This is a genomic window from Ramlibacter sp. WS9 (assembly GCF_003797765.1).
GTDB lineage: Bacteria > Pseudomonadota > Gammaproteobacteria > Burkholderiales > Burkholderiaceae_C > Ramlibacter.
In genome coordinates, this window is sequence record NZ_RKMB01000020.1 from 39904 (window position 1) to 58637 (window position 18734).

The following is an 18734-nucleotide window of genomic DNA, read 5'->3' on the forward strand; positions in this document are numbered from 1 at the left end:
CGCCATCAGAAACCGAGGAGCGCCCGCGCCACGTGACCGGCGATGCGCGGGTTCTCCTTCAATCGACGGACGCTGTACGCGTACCAGTCCGCACCATACGGCACGTAGACGCGCACGGTGAAGCCCATGCGCAACAGCCTGTCGCGCAGCGGCTCGCAGACGCCCAGCAGCATCTGGAGCTCGAAGCGCGCCGTGTCGATGCCGTTTCGCCGGATCAGCTCGATGATTTGATCGATGAGCGATTCGTCGTGTGTGGCGATCGCGACGAAGGTGTCCGTTTCAAAGCAGCGTGCGACGTGCTTCAGGAAGTGCGGGTTGATCGCGGCGCGGCGATTCCAGGCGTCGGCAACCAGATGCTGCCGGTCTTCGAGGTAGATGCCTTTGCAGATGCGAAGCGGAAAGCCCAGGCCCACGAGAGGCTCGATGTCTCGATAGCTGCGCTGGAGGTAGGCCTGCAATGCGATGCTGACGTTGTCGTGGCGAGACCGCAAGCGGGTGAACAAATCGATCTCCAGCTGCGTGCAGCTCGCGTCTTCCATGTCGATACAGACGCTGCTGCCGCCCGCCTTCGCGGACGCCAGGAGCTGGTCGAGCAGGCCTTCGCATTCCGCCACGTCAAGCAGCAGTCCCAGCGCAGAGGGTTTGACCGAGATGTCGGCACGCAATCCTTGCGTCCGGATGGTTTCGAGGAGGTGCATGTACTCCTCGGCGGTAGCCTGTGCTTCGCGCATGGTCGAGATTCCCTCGCCGAGCACGTCGAGCGTGACGCAGAACCCCTGCGCGTTCAATTGGCGGGTTCGCCGGGCCGTTTCCTCGATCGTGGCGCCCGCGATGTAACGCCGTGAGAGTCTCTGAACGATCGAGCGGGGAATGAAGGGAACCGCGCGAGCGATGAGTGTGTTGAGCAATTGCATTCTTGTGTCCATGACGAAATGGCGCAGCCCAAGCCAGCGCAACGCCGGATGCGGCGCACCGGCGGTGTCGGATCAGGATGCTGGGAATTGCGCGGCCCGAGCAACTCGGGTCGCGCGACGGAATACGAACTCACCTCTCAGGCGAGTTCGTTCCTGCGTGCGCGTTCAGCGCTTCGTCGAGGGCGGCCAGGCGGCGGCGTGCATTTGCGGTGGGTCCGTGGATGAATGGCGGAGGCGGGCCCATCATAGGGGATGCGCATTCCCCCAAAACCAAAAACTGGGCATAATTGACGTTTACGTAAACGTCAACTCGCCTGGAGCGCCGCGATGCCCTCGAGTCTCACCGGCTTCGACCCGAAAGATCCCGCCTACGCCGACCGCGTGCGCGCCAGCTTTGACCGCCAGGACGCGATGCGGACCATTGGCGCCACGCTGGCGTCGGTGGAAGCGGGCAGGGTGGTGATCGAGCTGCCGTGGGCCCAAGCCTTGACCCAGCAACACGGCTTCCTGCACGCCGGCATGGTGGCCACCGCGATGGATTCGGCTTGCGGCTATGCGGGCTTCAGCCTGATGCCTGCCGATGCCGCCGTGCTGACCATCGAATACAAGATCAACTTGCTCGCGCCCGCCAAGGGCGAGCGCTTCCGTATGGAAGGCCTGGTCATCAAGCCCGGCCGCACCGTCACTGTCGTCGAAGGCAAGGCCTATGCGATCGACGGCGGGCGCGAGAAACTCATCGCCACCATGGCCTGCACGCTGATGGCGGTGTACGGCCGCGACGGTATCCAGCACTGAACACGACCCCAAGGAGACTCCCATGACCGACCTTCCAGGCCTGAACTTCCAGCTGGGTGAAGACATCGATGCGCTGCGCGACGCCGTTCGCTCGTTTGCCGAAGCCGAGATCGCGCCTCGCGCCGCCGAGATCGACCGCAGCGATCAGTTCCCGATGGACCTGTGGCGCAAGATGGGCGAGCTGGGCGTGCTGGGCATCACCGTGGCGGAAGAGTACGGCGGCGCCAACATGGGCTACCTCGCGCACATGATCGCGATGGAAGAAATTTCCCGCGCCTCCGCCTCGGTGGGGCTGTCGTACGGCGCGCACAGCAACCTGTGCGTCAACCAGATCAAGCGCAACGGCAGCGACGAGCAGCGCAGGAAGTACCTTCCCAAGCTGATCTCCGGCGAACACGTCGGCGCGCTGGCGATGAGCGAGCCGGGCGCCGGCAGCGACGTGATCAGCATGAAGCTCAAGGCCGAGGAGAAGGGCGGCTACTACGTCCTGAACGGCACCAAGATGTGGATCACCAACGGCCCGGACGCCGACACCATGGTGGTCTACGCCAAGACCGAGCCGCAACTGGGCGCGCGCGGCGTCACCGCCTTCATCGTCGAAAAGGGCATGAAGGGCTTTTCCACGGCGCAAAAGCTCGACAAGCTGGGCATGCGCGGCAGCCACACCGGTGAGATGGTGTTCAACAACGTCGAAGTGCCGGCCGCCAACGTGCTGGGCACGCTGAACGGCGGCGCCAAGGTGCTGATGTCGGGCCTGGACTACGAGCGCGCCGTGCTGGCCGCCGGCCCGATCGGCATCATGCAGGCGGTGATGGACAACGTGGTTCCCTACATTCACGACCGCAAGCAGTTTGGCCAGAGCATCGGCGAGTTCCAGCTGGTGCAGGGCAAGGTGGCCGACATGTACACGGTGCTGCAGGCGGGTCGTGCCTTTTGCTACACCGTGGGCAAGAACCTCGACATGCTGGGCACTGAGCACGTGCGACAGGTGCGCAAGGACTGCGCCTCGGTCATCCTGTGGTGCGCCGAGAAGGCGACCTGGATGGCCGGCGAGGGCATCCAGCTGTTCGGCGGCAACGGCTACATCAACGAATACCCGCTGGGGCGCTTGTGGCGCGACGCCAAGCTGTATGAGATCGGGGCGGGCACGAGCGAGATTCGCCGCATGCTGATTGGCAGGGAGTTGTTCGCGGAAACGATGTGAGCTGGCCCACCCGACCGCTCGGTCGGTAATCCTGCGTAGTGCGCAGCGCGGCGGAAGAGCCAAAATACGCAATATGTCCTCACTCCAAGACCTCTTCACCCACAACCGCGCCTGGGCCGCGGAGATGGAGCGCACCCGCCCCGGTTTTTTCAGCGGGCTCACCCAGCAGCAAAAGCCCAAGTACATGTGGATCGGCTGCTCCGACAGCCGGGTGCCGGCGAACCAGATCACGGGGCTGGAGCCCGGTGAAGTATTCGTACACCGCAACGTGGCGAACATCGTCGTCCACTCGGATCTGAACGCGCTGTCGGCGATCCAGTTTGCGGTGGAGATGCTGAAGGTCGAGCACGTCATGGTGGTCGGCCACTACGGCTGCGGCGGCGTGCAGGCGGCGCTGGACGGCGCCCGTATCGGCCTGGCCGACAACTGGATCCGCCACATCCAGGATGTGCGCGACCGACATCGGGGCCTGCTCGAAAGTCTGCCGGCCGACAACCGCGCCGATGCGCTGGTGGAACTGAACGTCATCGAACAGGTGGTCAATGTCTGCGTGAGCACGGTGATGGTCGATGCGTGGGCCAAGGGCCAGAAGATCAGCGTGCACGGATGGTCTTACGGCGTGCACGACGGCCTGCTGCAGGACCTGCACATGACGGTGGACAGCACGGATTCGATCGAGCCCCTGTACCGCGCGGCCGTCGAAGGTGTCACCTCCTCGCGCAAGTAGGCCCTCGATGTTCCCGCAACGCCTCGACTCCCCGCTTGCTTACGACATCGCCAAGGCGATGATGGACGGCTTCAACCGCCACTACCGGCTGTTCCGCACCGAATCGGCCAGGGCCAAGCACCGCTTCGAGACGGCCGACTGGCACGGCCAGCAGCGGGCCCAGCGCGAGCGCATCGAGTTCTACGATCTGCGCGTGAAAGAAGCCTCGCTGCGGCTGGAAAAGGAATTCAAGGCCGGCGAGCAGCCGATGGAAGTCTGGCAACAGGTCAAGCTGCACTACATCGGCCTGTTGATCGACCACCACCAGCCCGAACTGGCCGAAACCTTCTTCAACTCGGTCACCACCAAAATCCTGCACCGCACGTACTTCCACAACGACTTCATCTTCGTGCGGCCGGCGGTGTCCACCGAATACATCGAGAACGACGAGCCTGCCGCGACGCCGACCTACCGCGCCTATTACCCCACGCGCGAAAGCCTGGGCGACACGGTGGTGCGCATCATCGACAACTTCCAGCTGCAGCGGCCCTTCGAGGACCTGCAGCGCGACGCCGGCTATGTGGTGCAGGCGATGGCCGCGCGGCTGGCGCAGGTGAAGCTGCGCGCCAACTTCCAGATCCAGGTGCTGTCGTCGCTGTTCTTCCGCAACAAGGGTGCCTACGTCGTGGGCAAGATCATCAACGGGTTCAACGAAGTGCCGTTCGCGCTGCCCGTTCTCCATAGCAAGCACGGCAAACTGGTGATCGACGCGTGCCTGTTCGGCGAGGACGACCTGCAGGCGCTGTTCTCTTTCGCGCGCGCCTACTTCATGGTCGACATGGAAGTGCCGTCGGCCTATGTGCAGTTCCTGCGTTCGCTGATGCCGCGCAAGCCGCGCAACGAGATCTACAACGCGCTGGGCCTGGCCAAGCAGGGCAAGACGCTGTTCTACCGCGACTTCCTTTATCACCTGAAGCATTCCAGCGACAAGTTCCGCATCGCGCCCGGCATCAAGGGCATGGTGATGCTGGTGTTCGACCTGCCGTCGTTCCCCTACGTGTTCAAGCTGATCAAGGACTACTACCCGCCGCAGAAGGACACGACGCGCGAGAAGATCAAGGGCAAGTACCTGCTGGTCAAGCAGCACGACCGCGTCGGCCGCATGGCCGACTCGCTGGAATACAGCGAGGTGGCTTTCGCGCGCGACCGGTTCGAGGACGAGCTGATCGAGGAGATCCGCAAGTTCGCGCCCAGCCAGCTCGAGATCGGCGACCGCGACGGCGACGGCCACGAGGAAGTGGTCATCAAGCACCTGTACATCGAGCGCCGCATGATCCCGCTCAACATCTATCTGCAGGAGGCGTTCGACGCGGGCAAGGCAGCTGGGGCCGACAACGTTGCCACCGAGCATGCGCAGGACCAGATCGAGCGCGCCGTCGTCGAATACGGCAACGCCATCAAGGACCTGGTGGCCGCCAACATCTTCCCCGGCGACATGCTGTGGAAGAACTTCGGCGTCACCCGCAACGGCAAGGTCGTGTTCTACGACTACGACGAGATCGAATACATCACCGATTGCAACTTTCGCACCGTGCCCGCCGCGCGCAACGAGGAAGAGGAGATGTCGGGCGAGGTCTGGTACAACGTCGGCCCGCACGATGTGTTTCCGGAAACGTTCGGCCCTTTCCTCTTGGGCAATGACGCGGTGCGTGGTGTGTTCATGAAGCACCATGCCGATCTGCTGCAGGCGGAGTTCTGGCGGGCGCACAAGGAGCGCATCCAGGCCGGCCATGTGCACGACGTCTTTCCGTACGAGCGCGAGAAGCGCTTTGCGAAGCGCCACACTTCCGCCAGCACATGAACGCACGCGATGCCTGGGAACTCGCCAGCTTCATCGTCACCGTCGTGGCGCTGCCGTTCGCCATCATCTTCTTCGCCTGGGAGCAGCGCAAGGAGCGCGACAACGAGGACGAAGAGGGCTACCAGCTGCTGTCGAACGCCTACAACGACTTCCTCAAGGTCGTGCTGGCCAACCCCGACCTGCACCTGCGCACCAACGAGCCGCTCGCGAACCCGACCATCGAGCAGACCGAGCGCATGCTGGTCATTTTCGACATGCTGATGTCGTTATTCGAACGCGCGTATCTTGTGGCCTTCAAACCCAAGATGACCGAGACCGAGGCCCGGCGCTGGAACAGCTGGGACGACTACATGCGCGAATGGTGCCACCGCGAGGATTTCTACAGCGCCCTGCCGCTGCTGCTGCGCGGCGAGGACCCCGAGTTCCAGAGTTACCTGCGCCGCATCGCCAAGGAAGAGCGCGGCACATTGATCCAACTTTCATGAAGGAGTAAATATGTACCCCCACGCTCACATTCGTTCGCTGCCCCCCGAGGGGGCCGTTGCCTCCCTAGAGGCGGCTCGTCGGGAGGCAAACCATGTCTGATTCCATCGTCATCGTCGGCGCCGCCCGCACCCCCATGGGCGGCTTTCAGGGCGATTTTTCGTCCCTTTCCGCTCACGACCTCGGCGGCGCCGCCATCAAGGCCGCTGTCGAGCGCGCCGGCATCCCCGGCGACGCCGTGGGCGAGGTCCTGTTCGGCAACTGCCTGATGGCAGGCCAGGGCCAGGCCCCGGCACGCCAGGCGGCATTCAAGGGCGGCCTGCCCACGAGCGCGGGCGCCGTGACGCTGTCGAAGATGTGCGGCTCGGGCATGAAGGCCGCGATGTTCGCGCACGACATGCTGCTGGCCGGCACGCACGACGTGATGATCGCGGGCGGCATGGAAAGCATGACCAACGCGCCGCACCTGCTGCTCAAGGGCCGCAGCGGCATCCGCATCGGCCACGACCGCATCTATGACCACATGATGCTGGACGGCCTGGAAGACGCTTACGAGCCGGGCCGCGCCATGGGCACCTTCGGCGAAGAGTGCGCCGCCAAGTACAACTTCACGCGCGAGGCGCAGGACGCATTCGCCGTGGCCAGCGTGCAGCGCGCCAAGGCCGCGACGGAGAGCGGTGCGTTCGCCACCGAGATCACCCCGGTCACGGTGAAGGGCCGCGCCGGCGAGGTCGTCATTTCCATCGACGAAGGCCCGGGCAAGGTCAAGCTGGACAAGATTGCCACGCTCAAGCCCGCGTTCAAGAAGGACGGCACCATCACCGCCGCTTCCAGCTCCAGCATCAACGACGGCGCCGCCGCGCTGGTGATGATGAAGGAATCCACCGCGACGAAGTACGGCGCGAAACCCATCGCCCGCATCGTCGCCCACACCATGCACGCGCAAGAGCCGAACTGGTTCACCACCGCCCCAGTTGGCGCCGTCAACAAGCTGCTCGCCAAGACGGGCTGGAAAGTGAGCGACGTGGATCTGTGGGAAGTGAACGAGGCCTTCGCCGTGGTGCCGATGGCGCTGATGGAAGAACTGAAGGTCGCGCACGACATCGTCAACGTCAACGGCGGCGCCTGCGCGCTGGGCCACCCGATCGGCGCTTCGGGCGCCCGAATCATGGTGACGCTGATTCACGCCTTGAAGGCCCGCGGCAAGAAGCGCGGCATCGCCACGCTGTGCATCGGCGGCGGTGAGGGCACCGCCGTCGCGATCGAGCTGATCTAAAGAAAGGAACTGTCATTGCGGGCTTGACCCGCAATCCATGCAGCGCTTGCTTGCACGCCTCCATGGATGCCGGATCGAGTCCGGCATGACAGGCACGACATGCTTTTGACCCAAGACCAGGAAATGGTGCGCGACGCAGTGCGCGCCTTCGCCCAGGAAGAGCTCTGGCCCAACGCCCCGCGCTGGGACAAGGAACATCAGTTCCCGCGCGAAGCGCATGCGGGCCTGGCAGCGCTGGGCGCGTACGGGATCTGCGTGCCCGAGGAGTTCGGGGGCGCCAACCTCGACTACGTGACGCTCGCCCTGGTGCTGGAAGAGATCGCGGCGGGCGACGGCGGCACCAGCACCGCCATCAGCGTCACCAACTGCCCGGTCAACGCCATCATGATGCGCTACGGCAATGCGGCACAGAAGAAGAAATGGCTGACGCGGCTGGCACAGGGCGAACTGCTCGGCGTGTTCTGCCTGACGGAGCCGCACGTGGGCAGCGATGCCTCGGCCTTGAAGACCACCGCGGTGAAAGACGGCGACGGCTACGTGATCAACGGCGTCAAGCAGTTCATCACCAGCGGCAAGAACGGACACCTCGCAGTGGTCATCGCGGTCACCGACAAGGGCGCGGGCAAGAAGGGCATGAGCGCCTTCCTGGTGCCGACCGATACGCCTGGCTACGTGGTCGCGCGGCTGGAAGACAAGATCGGCCAGCATTCCAGCGACACCGCGCAGATCAACTTCGACAACTGCCGCATTCCGGCCGAGAACCTGATCGGGGCAGAGGGCGAGGGCTACAGGATCGCGCTGTCGGCGCTGGAAGGCGGGCGCATCGGCATTGCCGCGCAGAGCGTGGGCATGGCGCGCAGCGCTTTCGAAGTGGCGGTGGCGTATGCGAAGGAGCGCCAAAGCTTCGGCACGGCAATCATCAACCACCAGGCGGTGGGCTTTCGTCTGGCCGACTGCGCGACGCAGATCGAAGCCGCGCGCCAGTTGATCTGGCATGCCGCGAGCCTGCGCGATGCCGGGAGGCCGTGCCTGAAGGAAGCCGCGATGGCCAAGCTGTTCGCCAGCGAGATGGCCGAGCAGGTCTGCAGTGCCGCGATCCAGACCCTGGGCGGCTACGGCTATGTCAGCGATTTCCCGGTCGAGCGCATCTGGCGCGACGTGCGTGTCTGCCAGATCTACGAGGGCACTTCGGACGTGCAGAAGATCATCATCCAGCGGGCGCTCTGAGCATGCTGGCTCCGTCAGTTGCCCGGCCAGCGTGCCGGGTCTCGCCGATGGTGCAGGCAGGCCAACACGGAAACGCGCTGTCCGTTCAGCAATTCGAAATGCAGCGCGTAGGGAAAGCGTCGCAGCAAGATTCGGCGAAACCGACCTCGCGCGGCGGGGAAAGCCTCGGGATTGCGTTCCAAATGCTCAGCGGCGGCAGCTATGACTCGCAGGAAATCGCCGCCCAGACCATAAGACCGTTGTTCATACCAATCGAAAGCTTCGGCGATTTCGGCCTGGGCCGGGGCTTCAAACGAAACTTCCCAACTCACAGTCGGACGCCGAGCGACCGCGCGATTTGCGCCAGGCTCTTGCCTTGGCCAGGGTGTTCATCTCGCCACGCAGCGCGCCGCTCCAGCTCATCGAGGACTTCCACCTTGGGTTCAGCGTCCACTTCCGACGCGAACTCGTCCCAAAGGTCTTCCACCAACAGAAGTCGCTCGAACTTGCCGAGATGCTCAACAGGCTGAAGAGTCGCTTTCATCGCACAAAGTCTAGCAGGAACCGGTTTCGACGCACACTCCAGTCCCTGTGACTCAGGCTGAGGCGGCCTGGGGTGTTGGTGTCACTGTTGGTAGAAGTAGTAGCAACCCAGCATGGTGCCGAGTTCGGGCTTCTTCAGCGGCGCCATCAGCATGGCGGTGCGTTGTTTGGCAATCGGGTGTTCGCACGCCAGCATTCCGTCGCCCTTTTCGCACTTGCCCAATGGATGGCCGACGAGCTTTTCATAGGCCGGCTTCACGTCGTCCGACAGAGCCTTGACCGTCACTGCGAAGCCCAGGCCCATGCCGACGCTTTGCGGCGTGATCTCGATCACGGGCTTGCCCAGCCAGGTCATGGGCTGGCGCGGCTTCCAGCTGGGGGAGCGGTCGTCCTGCACGAAGTTGGCCTTGATGACCTCGGCGAATTTCTCCGCGCGCGCCGGGTCGCTCTTCATGTCCAGCCACGACTCCTGGCACGAGGCCAGGCGAGACAAGGTGTCTTGCGGTTCGGCGGCATGAACCGCGGTACCGATCACAAGAAGGACGAAGGCAGCGGAATAGGTGTACATCGATGTGCTCCTGTTGGGGGATCGATGGAGGATGCCCTGCCCAGGTTTCAATCGGATTGACTGCGAGCCGAGGTCTTGTTTCGTTTGTTGCAGCGTCGTCGTTACTTCGGCTTCAGCAACGCCGCCACCCGGGCCAGCAGGTCGGACTTGGCGAAGGGTTTGTCGAGGCTGCCGCAGCCGGCGTCGGCCAGGAAGCGCTGCGCGCCAGCGCTCAGCGTGTCGCCCGTGACAAACAGCATGCGCTGGGCCAGTGCGGGCTGGCGTTCCGACACCTCGCGCCACAGCGCGGCGCCGTCCACGTCTGGCATGCGCAGGTCGCTGATGACGGCGTCGAAGCGCCCTTCGTCCAGCATCTTCAAAGCCACAGCGCCGCTCTCCGCAGTGATGACGTCGTAGCCCGCGCCTTCCAGCATGGCGCGCATCAGGTCGGCGATTTCGGGCTCGTCGTCAACCACCAGCAGGCGCTGCGCGGCCGGCGCCGGGGCTTCAACGCGCGGTGCCGCGCGCGGCACCGATGGCGGCGCCGGCTGCAGTGGCAGGCGCAGGCAAAAGCTGGCGCCGATGCGGCCATCGGTCGCAGCGCGGCGGTCTTCCAGCAGCAACTCACCGTCGTGGTCACGCGCCACGCTGCGCGACACGGGCAAGCCCAGGCCGGTGCCGGCGCCCTCACCCTTGGTGGTGAAGTAGGGGTCGAAGATTCGCTCGCGCATGTCGTCGGGTACGCCGGGGCCGTTGTCGGACACGCGCAGCCACAGCAGCGATGTGGCCTTGTCCACGCCCGTTTCGATGTGGAGTTCGCGCGGCGCGGGCACGCCTTGCAGCGCCTGCTGGGCGTTGACGATCAGGTTCAGCACGACCTGGCCCAGGCGGTCAGCGTCGGCGCTGACTTCAGGCAGTTCCGGGGCCAGAGCCAGGCTCAGTTGCACGCCGCTGCTGCGCAGGCTGTACTGCAGCAAGTCCGCAGCGCCGCGCACCAGGTCGTTCAGCAGCACGGGTGCGCGTTCCGATGGGCGCTGCCGCGCCATGTTCAGGAAGGTGCGCACGATGCGGCCGCAGCGCTCGGCTGCGTCGTGGATGCGGCGCACCTCGGCATGCAACGGCGTGCCTTCGGTGCGCTCTTCCAACAGGCTGGCTCGGCCCATCACGATCGCCAGCGGGTTGTTCAGCTCGTGCGCCACACCGGCCAGCAGGCTGCCCATGGCGCTGAGCTTCTCGCTCTGGCGCAGGGCGTCGCGCTGGCGTTCGATGACCTCGGCGGCAAGCACCTTCTCCGACATGTCGTTGATGGACGCCGTGTAGTAAGGCTGGCCGCCCGTCTGCGTCTGCCACAGCACCATCTCGATGGGAAACTCGGTGCCGTCGGCGCGCAGCGCGTGCAGTTGCAGGCGCTGGCCCATCAGGCGCGGTTCCTCGCCGCGTGCCATGCGGTCCAAGCCAGCCTGATGGCCTTGGCGGTGGCGGGGCGGGATGATCACCTCGGACACGGGCCGGCCCAGCGCCTGTGCCCGGCTGAGGCCGAACATGGCCTCGGCTGCGGGGTTGAACTCCACCACCAGCCCCGCAGCGTCGGTCGTGACGATGGCGGCCAGCGCGTTGTCGACAATGGCGGCCTTGAGTTGTTCGGCGCGCTGCAGCGCCTGTACTTGGTCGAGCAGCATTTGTTCTTGCTGCTTCAGGTCGGTGAGGTCGCGAGCGTAGGCGATGACGAGTTCAACCTCGCCACCGCTGCCACGGTAGGGGCGCAGCGTCTCTTCGGTGAAGCAACGGCCGCGCGTCACGTAGTCGCTCCAGCCTTCCCAGGTGACGGTCTCGCCGGCAAACACGCGCTCGGCGACGGGGGCCCAGCTGGCCTGGATCTCCGGGCCGCGGACGTCCAACAAAGTGCGGCCCACCAGCTCTTCGGCCTTCAGGCCCAGAAATTCCAGTGCGGCGGCATTGGCGTAGTGGTAGCGGCCCGGCCGATCCAGGACGCCCACGCGGACGGGAACGCCGTCGAGCACGCGTGTGAGCAGGGGCAGGTCGGCGGCAAGCGCGTCGGACAGGAAGTTGGGTTCATGCATGGGCTGGCGGCACCTGGTTGACTTGCAGCAATTGCGCCAGCCTGGACAGCAGGTCGGTGCGTGAGAAGGGTTTGTCCAGGCGCGGGCAGCCGGTTTCGTCCAGGAACTGGCGCGCGCCGGGGCTCAAGGTGTCGCCGGTGACGAACAGCATGCGCGTGGCCAGGGCCGGGTGCTGCTCGCGCACGGCGCGCTGCAGCGCTGCGCCGTCCATGTCGGGCATGCGCAAGTCGCTGACGATGGCCTGGAAACTGGCGGTCGCCAGCATCTCCAGCGCCACTGCACCGCTGTCGGCACTGGCTACCTCGTAGCCCGCGCCCTCGAGCATGTTGCGAATCAGATCGGCTATCTCGGGCTCGTCGTCGACCACCAGCACGCGGCCGACGGCCTGCGACGAGGCTGGGCCCGGGTCGGCCTGCAGGGTCACATCCGGCGCTGCGGGCACTTGCAGCGGCAGACTCAGCTTGAAGCTGGCTCCGGCGCCGGACTGCCCCGCGCCAACCAAGGCCAGTTCGCCACCGTGATCGCGCACGATGCCGCGCGACACCGACAGCCCCAGCCCGGTGCCCATCCCGTCCCCCTTGGTCGTAAAGAAGGGATCGAAGATCTTGTCGCGCACAGCCTCGGGCACGCCGGGGCCGCTGTCAGTCAACTTCAGCCACACACCACCCGGCGCCTGGCCACTGGTGATGGTGATGCGCCGCAAGCCGGCATGTGCCGCCAGCGCCTGTTGGGCGTTGACAAGCAGATTCAGCACCACCTGGCCGATTTGATCGCCGTCGGCATTGACCTCAGGCAGGGTCTCGTCAAGCCGCAGTTCCAGATCGATGGCGTGGCTGCGCAGGGTGTAGCCCAGCATGTCCGCGGCTGCGCGCACCAGATCGTTCAGCTGCACGCTGCCGCGCTGTGCCGGCCGGCTGCGCGCCATGTTCAGGAACGTTCGCACGATGCGGCCGCAGCGCTCGGCCGCGTCACGGATGCGCGTGGCGTCGGCCTGCAGCGGCGTGCCTTCGGTCTTTTCTTCCAGCAGGCTGGCGCGGCCCATCACGATGGCAAGCGGGTTGTTCAGCTCGTGCGCCACACCGGCCAGCAGGCTGCCCATGGCGGTGAGCTTTTCGCTCTGGCGCAGGGCGTCGCGCTGGCGTTCGATGATTTCGGCAGCGGCGCGGACATCGGTGAGATCCGCGACGGACGCGGTGAAAAACACCGTGCCATCCACGCGGGTCATCCACATCACCACCTCGACCGGCAGTTCGCTCCCGTCGGCGCGCCGCACCGCCCGCGGCAGCCTGCGGCCCATCAGGCCGGCGCGGTCGCCGTCGCCCATCTGCCGCAAGCCCCAGGCAAAACGTTCCTGGAAGCGTTCAGGGATCAACAGTTCGACCATGGTCTTGCCCAGGGCATGCTCTCGCGAATAGCCGGTCAAGGCTTCTGCGGCAGGGTTGAACTCCACAACTCTGCCGTTTTCGTCGGCCACCATCAAGGCGGCCTGGGCGTGGTCGACGATGGCCGACTTCAGCGCCTCGGCACGCTGTTCCCGCTGCGCGCTGATGCGCAATTGTGCGAAGGTGCTCATCACCAGCTGCACCCAGGCCGTCCGGGTCAAGGTCCACACGGCCAGCAAGCCGAGCGCAATCAGCCCGAACGGCAGCACCTGGGGCACCAGGGCCAGTAGCAGTTCGCCGCGTGGCGCTGCCGGCACCTGCCGCCACTGCGCCCAGGCCTGCCAGGCGGCCAGCAGCAGCACCAGGCAAAGTAACGGCAAGAAAGTCAACCGAAGCCAGCGGCGCCCTCGCCGCAGCAGCTCCTGCGCCGACGTCTGCATGTCGTTGCTCGCTTCGACCATCGGCAGCTTGCCCAAGCTCAGGCCCGAGGCACGAAGACGTAGCCGACGTTGCGCACCGTCTTCAGCACTTCGGGCTTGTCGGGGTTGCTTTCGATCTTGCGGCGCAGGCGCATCATGCGCAGGTCGATGCTGCGGTCGAACACGTCCCAGCCGCGGTTGTGGGCCTGTTCCATGATCTGGTTGCGGTTCAACGGCCGGTTGGGGTGGCGGGCGAACAGTGCCAGCAGGTCGAATTCGGCGGCCGTGATCTCGATCTCGCTGCCGTCAGGGGCGTAGAGCTTGCGCTGGTCCACGTCGAGCAGGCGGTCGCCGAAGCGAACCTCGCGCCTGGCGTCCGCGGCTGGCTGCGCGGCCGTCGGGGTGGCCGTGGCATTCACGGGGAAGGCAGCCGGCACGGCGGGCGCCGCCTGGCTGCGCCGCAGCACCGCGCGCACGCGGGCCAGCAGTTCACGCAGTTCGAAAGGCTTGGGGAGGTAATCGTCGGCGCCCATCTCCAGGCCCACGATGCGGTCGATGGCTTCGCCGGCCGTGGTCAGCATCACGATGGCCACCTCGGGATGGGCTTCGCGCAGCCATCGTGCAAGGGCCAGTCCATTTTCGCCGGGCATGTTCACGTCCAGCAGGGCCAGTTGCGGACGCGTCTGGGCCAGCAGCTCCCGGGCATGGGCCGCATGGTCAGCCGTCCGCACTGAAAAGCCGTGCCGGGTGAAGTACTCGGCCAGCAGGCCGCGGAGTTCGGGTTCGTCGTCCACCACCAGCAGGCTGGGGGCGTCGGTCGTCGGGGCCGCGGGCAAGGTGCTCATGCTCAATTCAGGGCGAGAGTGCGATGGGGCGATGGTAGCCGACGGCATGTCGACGCTTGCGATCGGTTCTTCTTGCATGGTTGTGTCTCCGGCACAAGGCAGTGAGGGGCTGCGATGCCTTCAGTGTGGGAAGCGCGTGTTTCAACGGCGCTTCAAAATGCCCGGCCGCCAGCCAGCTTCGTTTCGATTGTTTCAGCCCGGCCCAGCGACCGTGAACTATGGCGCGGAGCTTCGAGCCTCATGCAGAACCAATGAAACCCGGCGCGAAGCGGGGTTGAAACACGAGCCCCAGATGATTCATCCATCCCCAGCGGACACAGCACAAGGTTGTCTTGATGCACCGGCGGGTCAAGGAGAAACCAACATGGCCAAGTACACCGGCAACGACTTCAACAACACCATCAACGGCACCAGCTCCAGCGACGTTATCAACGGCATGGGTGGCGCCGACTCGTTGTATGGCCTGGGCAGCCGCGACTGGATCTACGGCGGCGCTGGCAACGACCTGATCCGGGGCGGCGACGCCCAGGACTTTCTGTACGGCCAGGAAGGCAGCGACCAGATCTACGGCGACTTGGGCGACGACTTCCTGTACGGCGACGGCGGCAACGACAGCCTGTTCGGCAAGGAAGGCAACGACGGTCTCTATAGCGGTGACGGTGACGACCACGCGGTGGGCGGCGATGGCGACGACTACGTGTATGGCGACGCCGGCAACGACCACCTGGAAGGAAACGACGGCCACGACAAGCTGATCGGCGGCGCCGGCAACGACGACCTGGAGGGCGGCTATGGCGACGACCGGCTCGAAGGCGGCGAGGGCGACGACACCCTGCACGCCGGCGGTGGAAATAACGTGCTGCTGGGCGGCGCCGGCAACGACAACCTGAGCACCGGAGGTTCTGGCGCCTGGCTGGGAGCCACCAGCATGTACGGCGGCACCGGCAACGACAGCTACTACATCACCCGAGTCTCCTCTTCGACCGTGGTGGATGACGTCGTGCCCCAGGTGATCGAGTATGGCGATCAAGGTATCGACAACATCACGCTCGACTCGTCGTTCTTCAACGAAATGTGGAGCTACAAGATGCCGGAGAACGTGGAGAACCTGAGAGTCAATCGCCACGATGAGGCCCATCTTTGGACCACCCCCCACCAGACCGCGCGGATCGTGGGCAATGGCATGGACAACCTGATCACCGGCACCAATGAAGGCGATGTACTCGAGGGTGGCAACGGCAACGACCAGTTGATGTCGCGCCTGGCCCAAAACGCCGGCGTCGCCGCCGCACCCGGATACGCCAACGAGCAAGACGTGATGAGCGGCGGGAACGGGAACGACAAACTGATCGAGATCCAGGGTGACAGGGTCCAAAAGATGGAGGGCGGTGCCGGCAACGATCTGTTCATCTTCAGCGATCGGGGATACGCTGGGACCGACAAGGCGCAGTTCGCAGGCTGGGCTGCCTGGGAGTCGGCGGGCCAAGGGTGGGACACCGTTCAAAGCGCGACCGCCAGCACCTTCCTCGCAAGCGGTGTCGACGAACTGAAGTTTACCGGCACCGCCCTGAACACCCACCTGTGGGGCAACGAGCTGAACAACGTCGTCACCGGCGGCGCCAATTCGAACGACGAGATCCGCGGATATGCGGGCGACGACGTGCTGGACGGCGGCGTCGGTGAAGGCAATGACGTGATCGACGGCGGCATCGGCAATGACTTGCTGCGGGGCCACGGTGGCAATGACCAGCTGTTTGGCGGGTCCGGTCAAGACTTCCTTTTCGCTGGCACCGGCAGTGACCTGCTGTACGGCGGCGCCGGCAATGACGAACTGCAAGGCGAAGAAGGCATGGACCATCTGGAGGGTGGCGACGGCAATGACTGGCTGCTCGGCGGCGCGGGTGTCGACTGGCTGGTCGGCGGGAAGGGTTGGGACAACATGACGGGTGGCGCAGGCAACGACAACTTCGTCTTCAACACTGTGCTCGATTCGTACCGCCAGACCGACGGCACCACCGGCATTGACACCATCACCGACTTCCAGTCGGGCGACAAAATCGACCTGAGGTCCATCGATGCCAAAATCAACGTCGCCGGCGACCAGGCCTTCTTCTTCCGCGGCCTCCTCGGCCACAGCACTGGCACGACCCCGGGCGAGCTGGTGGTGAGCTACGAAGGCGGCAACACCTGGGTGCGCGGCGACGTCAACGGCGACCACGTTGCCGAGCTGGAGTTGATGCTGACGGGCACCATCGCCCTCACCGGCAACGACTTCCTGCTGTGACCCACGGCAAGCGGGCAGTGCAGCCCTGGCTGCACTGCCCGCTTGCCCTTTTGCCGAACCAATCCCCCCGCGGGTGCGATTGCAAGGGCGGGTAAGCTGGGCGTCGCGACTGTGTGCGAATCGCGCGCCCGCAAGCTGGACCAACTGCTTGCCGCCATACCCTCATGACACCTCCTGCCGCTACGCAAACCTGCCCCTGCGGCCCCTCGGCCGGCGGTGAACGCATAATCCAGCCGGCCCCGGCGCTTCAAGCATCATCGAGGGTGAAAGACCTTCGGGCCGTGGGGCATCCCCACGGCATCTCTTGAAGTTGGCATTACGGCGCGTGATGCGCACTGCGCGAAAACGCAGGAGTCATCACGCCTGACCCGCTGGTTGGAGTGCTTGGGGCCCCTATCGATGACACACAGCTACCGCCACTGGATCGCCACCGGCTTGGCGCACGCCTTGATGGCGGACGCCGACCAGCCGGGCGGTCAGTCGGCGCAGGCGCTGCAGGCCCGGGCGCAGCAATGCATGGGCACTCGCGGTACCTGGCTCAAGCCACTGGCCGAGGCCGTCGCCCGTGAATTCGCCCGCAACCCGCGGCACCACACTGTCGCGACCCTGGCTGACCACATCTTCGAGTTGCCGCAGTTCGATGCGGCATTCGCCCCTGGTCAACCTCGGCCCCGCGTGCGACGGCTGCTTCTCCGGACGGCTCGCATGGCCGCGCCGCCATTCGAGCTGGCCGGGCTGGAGCTGCCTTCGCTGCCCACGCTGACCGATCTGGCGGCCTGGCTGGACGTCTCTCTCGAGCGCTTGCAATGGCTGATCGCACCGTCGCAGAATTTTCGTGAGACCGAGCCAGCGCCGGGCCGCGCCAACGTCCCGCCAGGCCTGCACTACCATGCTTTGCTCAAACCCAAACGATCCGATGGCCTGCGGCTGATCGAGATTCCCAAACCCGACCTCAAGCGTGTCCAGCGCCGCCTGTTGTCCGGCTTGCTGGATCGCATCCCGGTTCATGAGTGTGTTCACGGCTTTTCCAAGGGACGCAGCGTGCTTACCCATGCGGCTGAACATACCGGGCAAGCCGTAGTGATCTGTCATGACCTGCGAGATTTTTTCAACAGCATAGGCATCGCTCGTATCCGCGCCCTGTGGCGGACGCTGGGCTACCCCGAGGGGGTGTCGGCCGCACTGGCGGCCCTGTGCACGGCACGTACACCCCGGGCCGTGCGCGAGCGGCTGCTGGAATGCGGCAGCATCGACCGCCGCGGCGCTGCCCGGCTCGCATCGCCGCACTTGCCCCAGGGCGCGCCCACCTCGCCGGCCCTGGCCAATCTTTGTGGCTTCGCACTTGACCTGCGCCTGGACGGCCTCGCGTGGCGCTTTGGCGCGCGTTACAGCCGCTATGCCGACGACTTGGCATTTTCCGGCCCGGCGGACTTGATGCCTCGACGCCGCAACCTGCAGGCCTGGGTGCAAGCCATCGCGCACGCCGAAGGCTTTGCTTTGCACCCCGACAAGACGCGCGCCATGCCGTCGCACCGCCGCCAGCGGCTCACAGGGGTGGTCGTGAACGAGCGGCCCAATCTCGAGCGCTGTGCCTACGATCGCCTGCGGGCGCAGTTGCATGCCTTGGCCGCCCTCGGCTGCGACGAGGCAACGCGTATGCGGCTGCAAGGTCAGGTAAGCTGGGCGTCGCAGCTGGTGTGCGGATCACGCGCGCGCAAGCTGGACCGACTGCTCGCGGCTATATCCTCATGACAACTCCTGCCCCTACGCAACCCTGCCCTTGCGGCCGCCTCGGCCCCAACAAGAAGCCGCTGACGCTGGCCCAATGTTGCGGCCGCTATGTCGGTCATCTGGACGACACGCCCGCGCCGGACGCGGAGGCGCTGATGCGGTCCCGCTACACGGCCCATGTGCTGTGTGACGCGCGCTACATCGTGGACACATGGTACATCGCCACGCGTCCTTCCGCCAGCCCGGAATTCGAGCTCGAACCCGGTACGAAATGGCTGGCCCTGGAAGTGCGCGATCATCGGGTCATTGATGCAGACCATGCCGAAGTCGAATTCGTCGCCCGTTACCGTGTCGCTGGCCGTGGCGTTCGGCTGCACGAGCGCAGTCGCTTCGTGCGCGAGGACGGGCGCTGGTATTACGTGGACGGGGACACCCGCTAGGAGAACGGTATCGCCCG

Annotated in this window: 17 protein-coding genes; 10 read left to right on the top strand and 7 right to left on the bottom strand. The window is 65.4% G+C overall.

The genetic code is table 11. The features are described 5' to 3' along the window. Positions 1-5: 5 nt before the first annotated feature. A complete protein-coding gene (locus tag EEB15_RS24120; RefSeq protein WP_141512507.1) occupies positions 6-914 on the bottom strand; it encodes a proline dehydrogenase family protein in 909 nt (302 codons plus the stop codon). Between the two features lie 327 nt (positions 915-1241). Here EEB15_RS24120 and EEB15_RS24125 point away from each other — a divergent pair, with 327 nt between their 5' ends. The 7 genes from EEB15_RS24125 to EEB15_RS24155 all read left to right on the top strand — a co-directional run bounded on the left by EEB15_RS24125 (position 1242) and on the right by EEB15_RS24155 (position 8466). Further along, entirely contained in the window at positions 1242-1709 is a 468-nt protein-coding gene (locus EEB15_RS24125) for a PaaI family thioesterase (RefSeq protein ID WP_141512508.1), read from the top strand. A gap of 22 nt (positions 1710-1731) precedes the next feature. Further along, positions 1732-2913 (top strand): isovaleryl-CoA dehydrogenase, encoded by a 1182-nt coding sequence (locus tag EEB15_RS24130; protein ID WP_141512509.1) that lies wholly within the window; start codon positions 1732-1734, stop codon positions 2911-2913. A gap of 73 nt (positions 2914-2986) precedes the next feature. Further along, complete coding sequence (gene can, locus EEB15_RS24135; RefSeq protein ID WP_141512510.1) at positions 2987-3640, top strand: carbonate dehydratase; 654 nt, start codon at positions 2987-2989, stop codon at positions 3638-3640. A gap of 7 nt (positions 3641-3647) precedes the next feature. Next, entirely contained in the window at positions 3648-5480 is a 1833-nt protein-coding gene (gene aceK / locus EEB15_RS24140) for a bifunctional isocitrate dehydrogenase kinase/phosphatase (protein ID WP_141512511.1), read from the top strand. Beyond that, positions 5477-5965 (top strand): hypothetical protein, encoded by a 489-nt coding sequence (locus EEB15_RS24145; protein WP_141512512.1) that lies wholly within the window; start codon positions 5477-5479, stop codon positions 5963-5965. Before aceK ends, EEB15_RS24145 begins: the two co-directional genes overlap by 4 nt. 92 nt (positions 5966-6057) lie before the next feature. Next, positions 6058-7239 (top strand): acetyl-CoA C-acyltransferase, encoded by a 1182-nt coding sequence (locus EEB15_RS24150; RefSeq protein ID WP_141512513.1) that lies wholly within the window; start codon positions 6058-6060, stop codon positions 7237-7239. Positions 7240-7338: 99 nt separating this feature from the next. After that, the gene (locus EEB15_RS24155) at positions 7339-8466 is read left to right on the top strand and encodes an acyl-CoA dehydrogenase family protein (protein WP_141512514.1); all 1128 of its coding nucleotides are present in this window, start codon (positions 7339-7341) and stop codon (positions 8464-8466) included. Between the two features lie 14 nt (positions 8467-8480). Here EEB15_RS24155 and EEB15_RS34660 read toward each other — a convergent pair whose 3' ends face one another. From EEB15_RS34660 to EEB15_RS24185, 6 genes are all read right to left on the bottom strand, one after another. Beyond that, complete coding sequence (locus EEB15_RS34660) at positions 8481-8777, bottom strand: type II toxin-antitoxin system RelE/ParE family toxin (protein WP_141512515.1); 297 nt, start codon at positions 8775-8777, stop codon at positions 8481-8483. After that, positions 8774-8989: an addiction module protein gene (locus tag EEB15_RS24165; protein WP_141512516.1), complete on the bottom strand. Its 216-nt coding sequence runs from the start codon at positions 8987-8989 to the stop codon at positions 8774-8776. The genes EEB15_RS34660 and EEB15_RS24165 overlap by 4 nt, the downstream gene beginning before the upstream one ends. Before the next feature lie 81 nt (positions 8990-9070). Continuing rightward, on the bottom strand, positions 9071-9556 hold the full coding sequence (locus EEB15_RS24170; protein ID WP_141512517.1) for a hypothetical protein: 486 nt from the start codon (positions 9554-9556) through the stop codon (positions 9071-9073). A gap of 101 nt (positions 9557-9657) precedes the next feature. Then, positions 9658-11616 (bottom strand): PAS domain S-box protein, encoded by a 1959-nt coding sequence (locus tag EEB15_RS24175; RefSeq protein WP_141512518.1) that lies wholly within the window; start codon positions 11614-11616, stop codon positions 9658-9660. Then, positions 11609-13474, bottom strand: coding sequence for a PAS domain S-box protein (locus EEB15_RS24180; RefSeq protein WP_141512519.1), 1866 nt, complete (start codon positions 13472-13474; stop codon positions 11609-11611). The genes EEB15_RS24175 and EEB15_RS24180 overlap by 8 nt, the downstream gene beginning before the upstream one ends. A 2-nt stretch (positions 13475-13476) precedes the next feature. Then, positions 13477-14262, bottom strand: a complete 786-nt coding sequence (locus tag EEB15_RS24185; protein ID WP_141512520.1) for a response regulator — start codon at positions 14260-14262, stop codon at positions 13477-13479. 364 nt (positions 14263-14626) lie between these two features. Here EEB15_RS24185 and EEB15_RS24190 point away from each other — a divergent pair, with 364 nt between their 5' ends. The 3 genes from EEB15_RS24190 (at position 14627) to EEB15_RS24200 (ending at position 18717) form a co-directional block, all read left to right on the top strand. Next, complete coding sequence (locus EEB15_RS24190; protein WP_158290213.1) at positions 14627-16546, top strand: calcium-binding protein; 1920 nt, start codon at positions 14627-14629, stop codon at positions 16544-16546. 399 nt (positions 16547-16945) lie between these two features. Then, on the top strand, positions 16946-18298 hold the full coding sequence (locus EEB15_RS24195) for a reverse transcriptase family protein (RefSeq protein WP_141512522.1): 1353 nt from the start codon (positions 16946-16948) through the stop codon (positions 18296-18298). Next, complete coding sequence (locus EEB15_RS24200) at positions 18295-18717, top strand: YchJ family protein (protein WP_141512523.1); 423 nt, start codon at positions 18295-18297, stop codon at positions 18715-18717. Before EEB15_RS24195 ends, EEB15_RS24200 begins: the two co-directional genes overlap by 4 nt. Positions 18718-18734: the final 17 nt, after the last annotated feature.

Excerpts from the sequence above, each read along its gene's own strand:
- EEB15_RS24120 (WP_141512507.1), bottom strand. The coding sequence starts at position 914 with ATGCAATTGCTCAACACACTCATCGCTCGCGCGGTTCCCTTCATTCCC.
- EEB15_RS24125 (WP_141512508.1), top strand. The coding sequence starts at position 1,242 with ATGCCCTCGAGTCTCACCGGCTTCGACCCGAAAGATCCCGCCTACGCC.
- EEB15_RS24130 (WP_141512509.1), top strand. The coding sequence starts at position 1,732 with ATGACCGACCTTCCAGGCCTGAACTTCCAGCTGGGTGAAGACATCGAT.
- can (WP_141512510.1), top strand. The coding sequence starts at position 2,987 with ATGTCCTCACTCCAAGACCTCTTCACCCACAACCGCGCCTGGGCCGCG.
- aceK (WP_141512511.1), top strand. The coding sequence starts at position 3,648 with ATGTTCCCGCAACGCCTCGACTCCCCGCTTGCTTACGACATCGCCAAG.
- EEB15_RS24145 (WP_141512512.1), top strand. The coding sequence starts at position 5,477 with ATGAACGCACGCGATGCCTGGGAACTCGCCAGCTTCATCGTCACCGTC.
- EEB15_RS24150 (WP_141512513.1), top strand. The coding sequence starts at position 6,058 with ATGTCTGATTCCATCGTCATCGTCGGCGCCGCCCGCACCCCCATGGGC.
- EEB15_RS24155 (WP_141512514.1), top strand. The coding sequence starts at position 7,339 with ATGCTTTTGACCCAAGACCAGGAAATGGTGCGCGACGCAGTGCGCGCC.
- EEB15_RS24165 (WP_141512516.1), bottom strand. The coding sequence starts at position 8,989 with ATGAAAGCGACTCTTCAGCCTGTTGAGCATCTCGGCAAGTTCGAGCGA.
- EEB15_RS24170 (WP_141512517.1), bottom strand. The coding sequence starts at position 9,556 with ATGTACACCTATTCCGCTGCCTTCGTCCTTCTTGTGATCGGTACCGCG.
- EEB15_RS24175 (WP_141512518.1), bottom strand. The coding sequence starts at position 11,616 with ATGCATGAACCCAACTTCCTGTCCGACGCGCTTGCCGCCGACCTGCCC.
- EEB15_RS24185 (WP_141512520.1), bottom strand. The coding sequence starts at position 14,262 with ATGAGCACCTTGCCCGCGGCCCCGACGACCGACGCCCCCAGCCTGCTG.
- EEB15_RS24190 (WP_158290213.1), top strand. The coding sequence starts at position 14,627 with ATGGCCAAGTACACCGGCAACGACTTCAACAACACCATCAACGGCACC.
- EEB15_RS24195 (WP_141512522.1), top strand. The coding sequence starts at position 16,946 with ATGACACACAGCTACCGCCACTGGATCGCCACCGGCTTGGCGCACGCC.
- EEB15_RS24200 (WP_141512523.1), top strand. The coding sequence starts at position 18,295 with ATGACAACTCCTGCCCCTACGCAACCCTGCCCTTGCGGCCGCCTCGGC.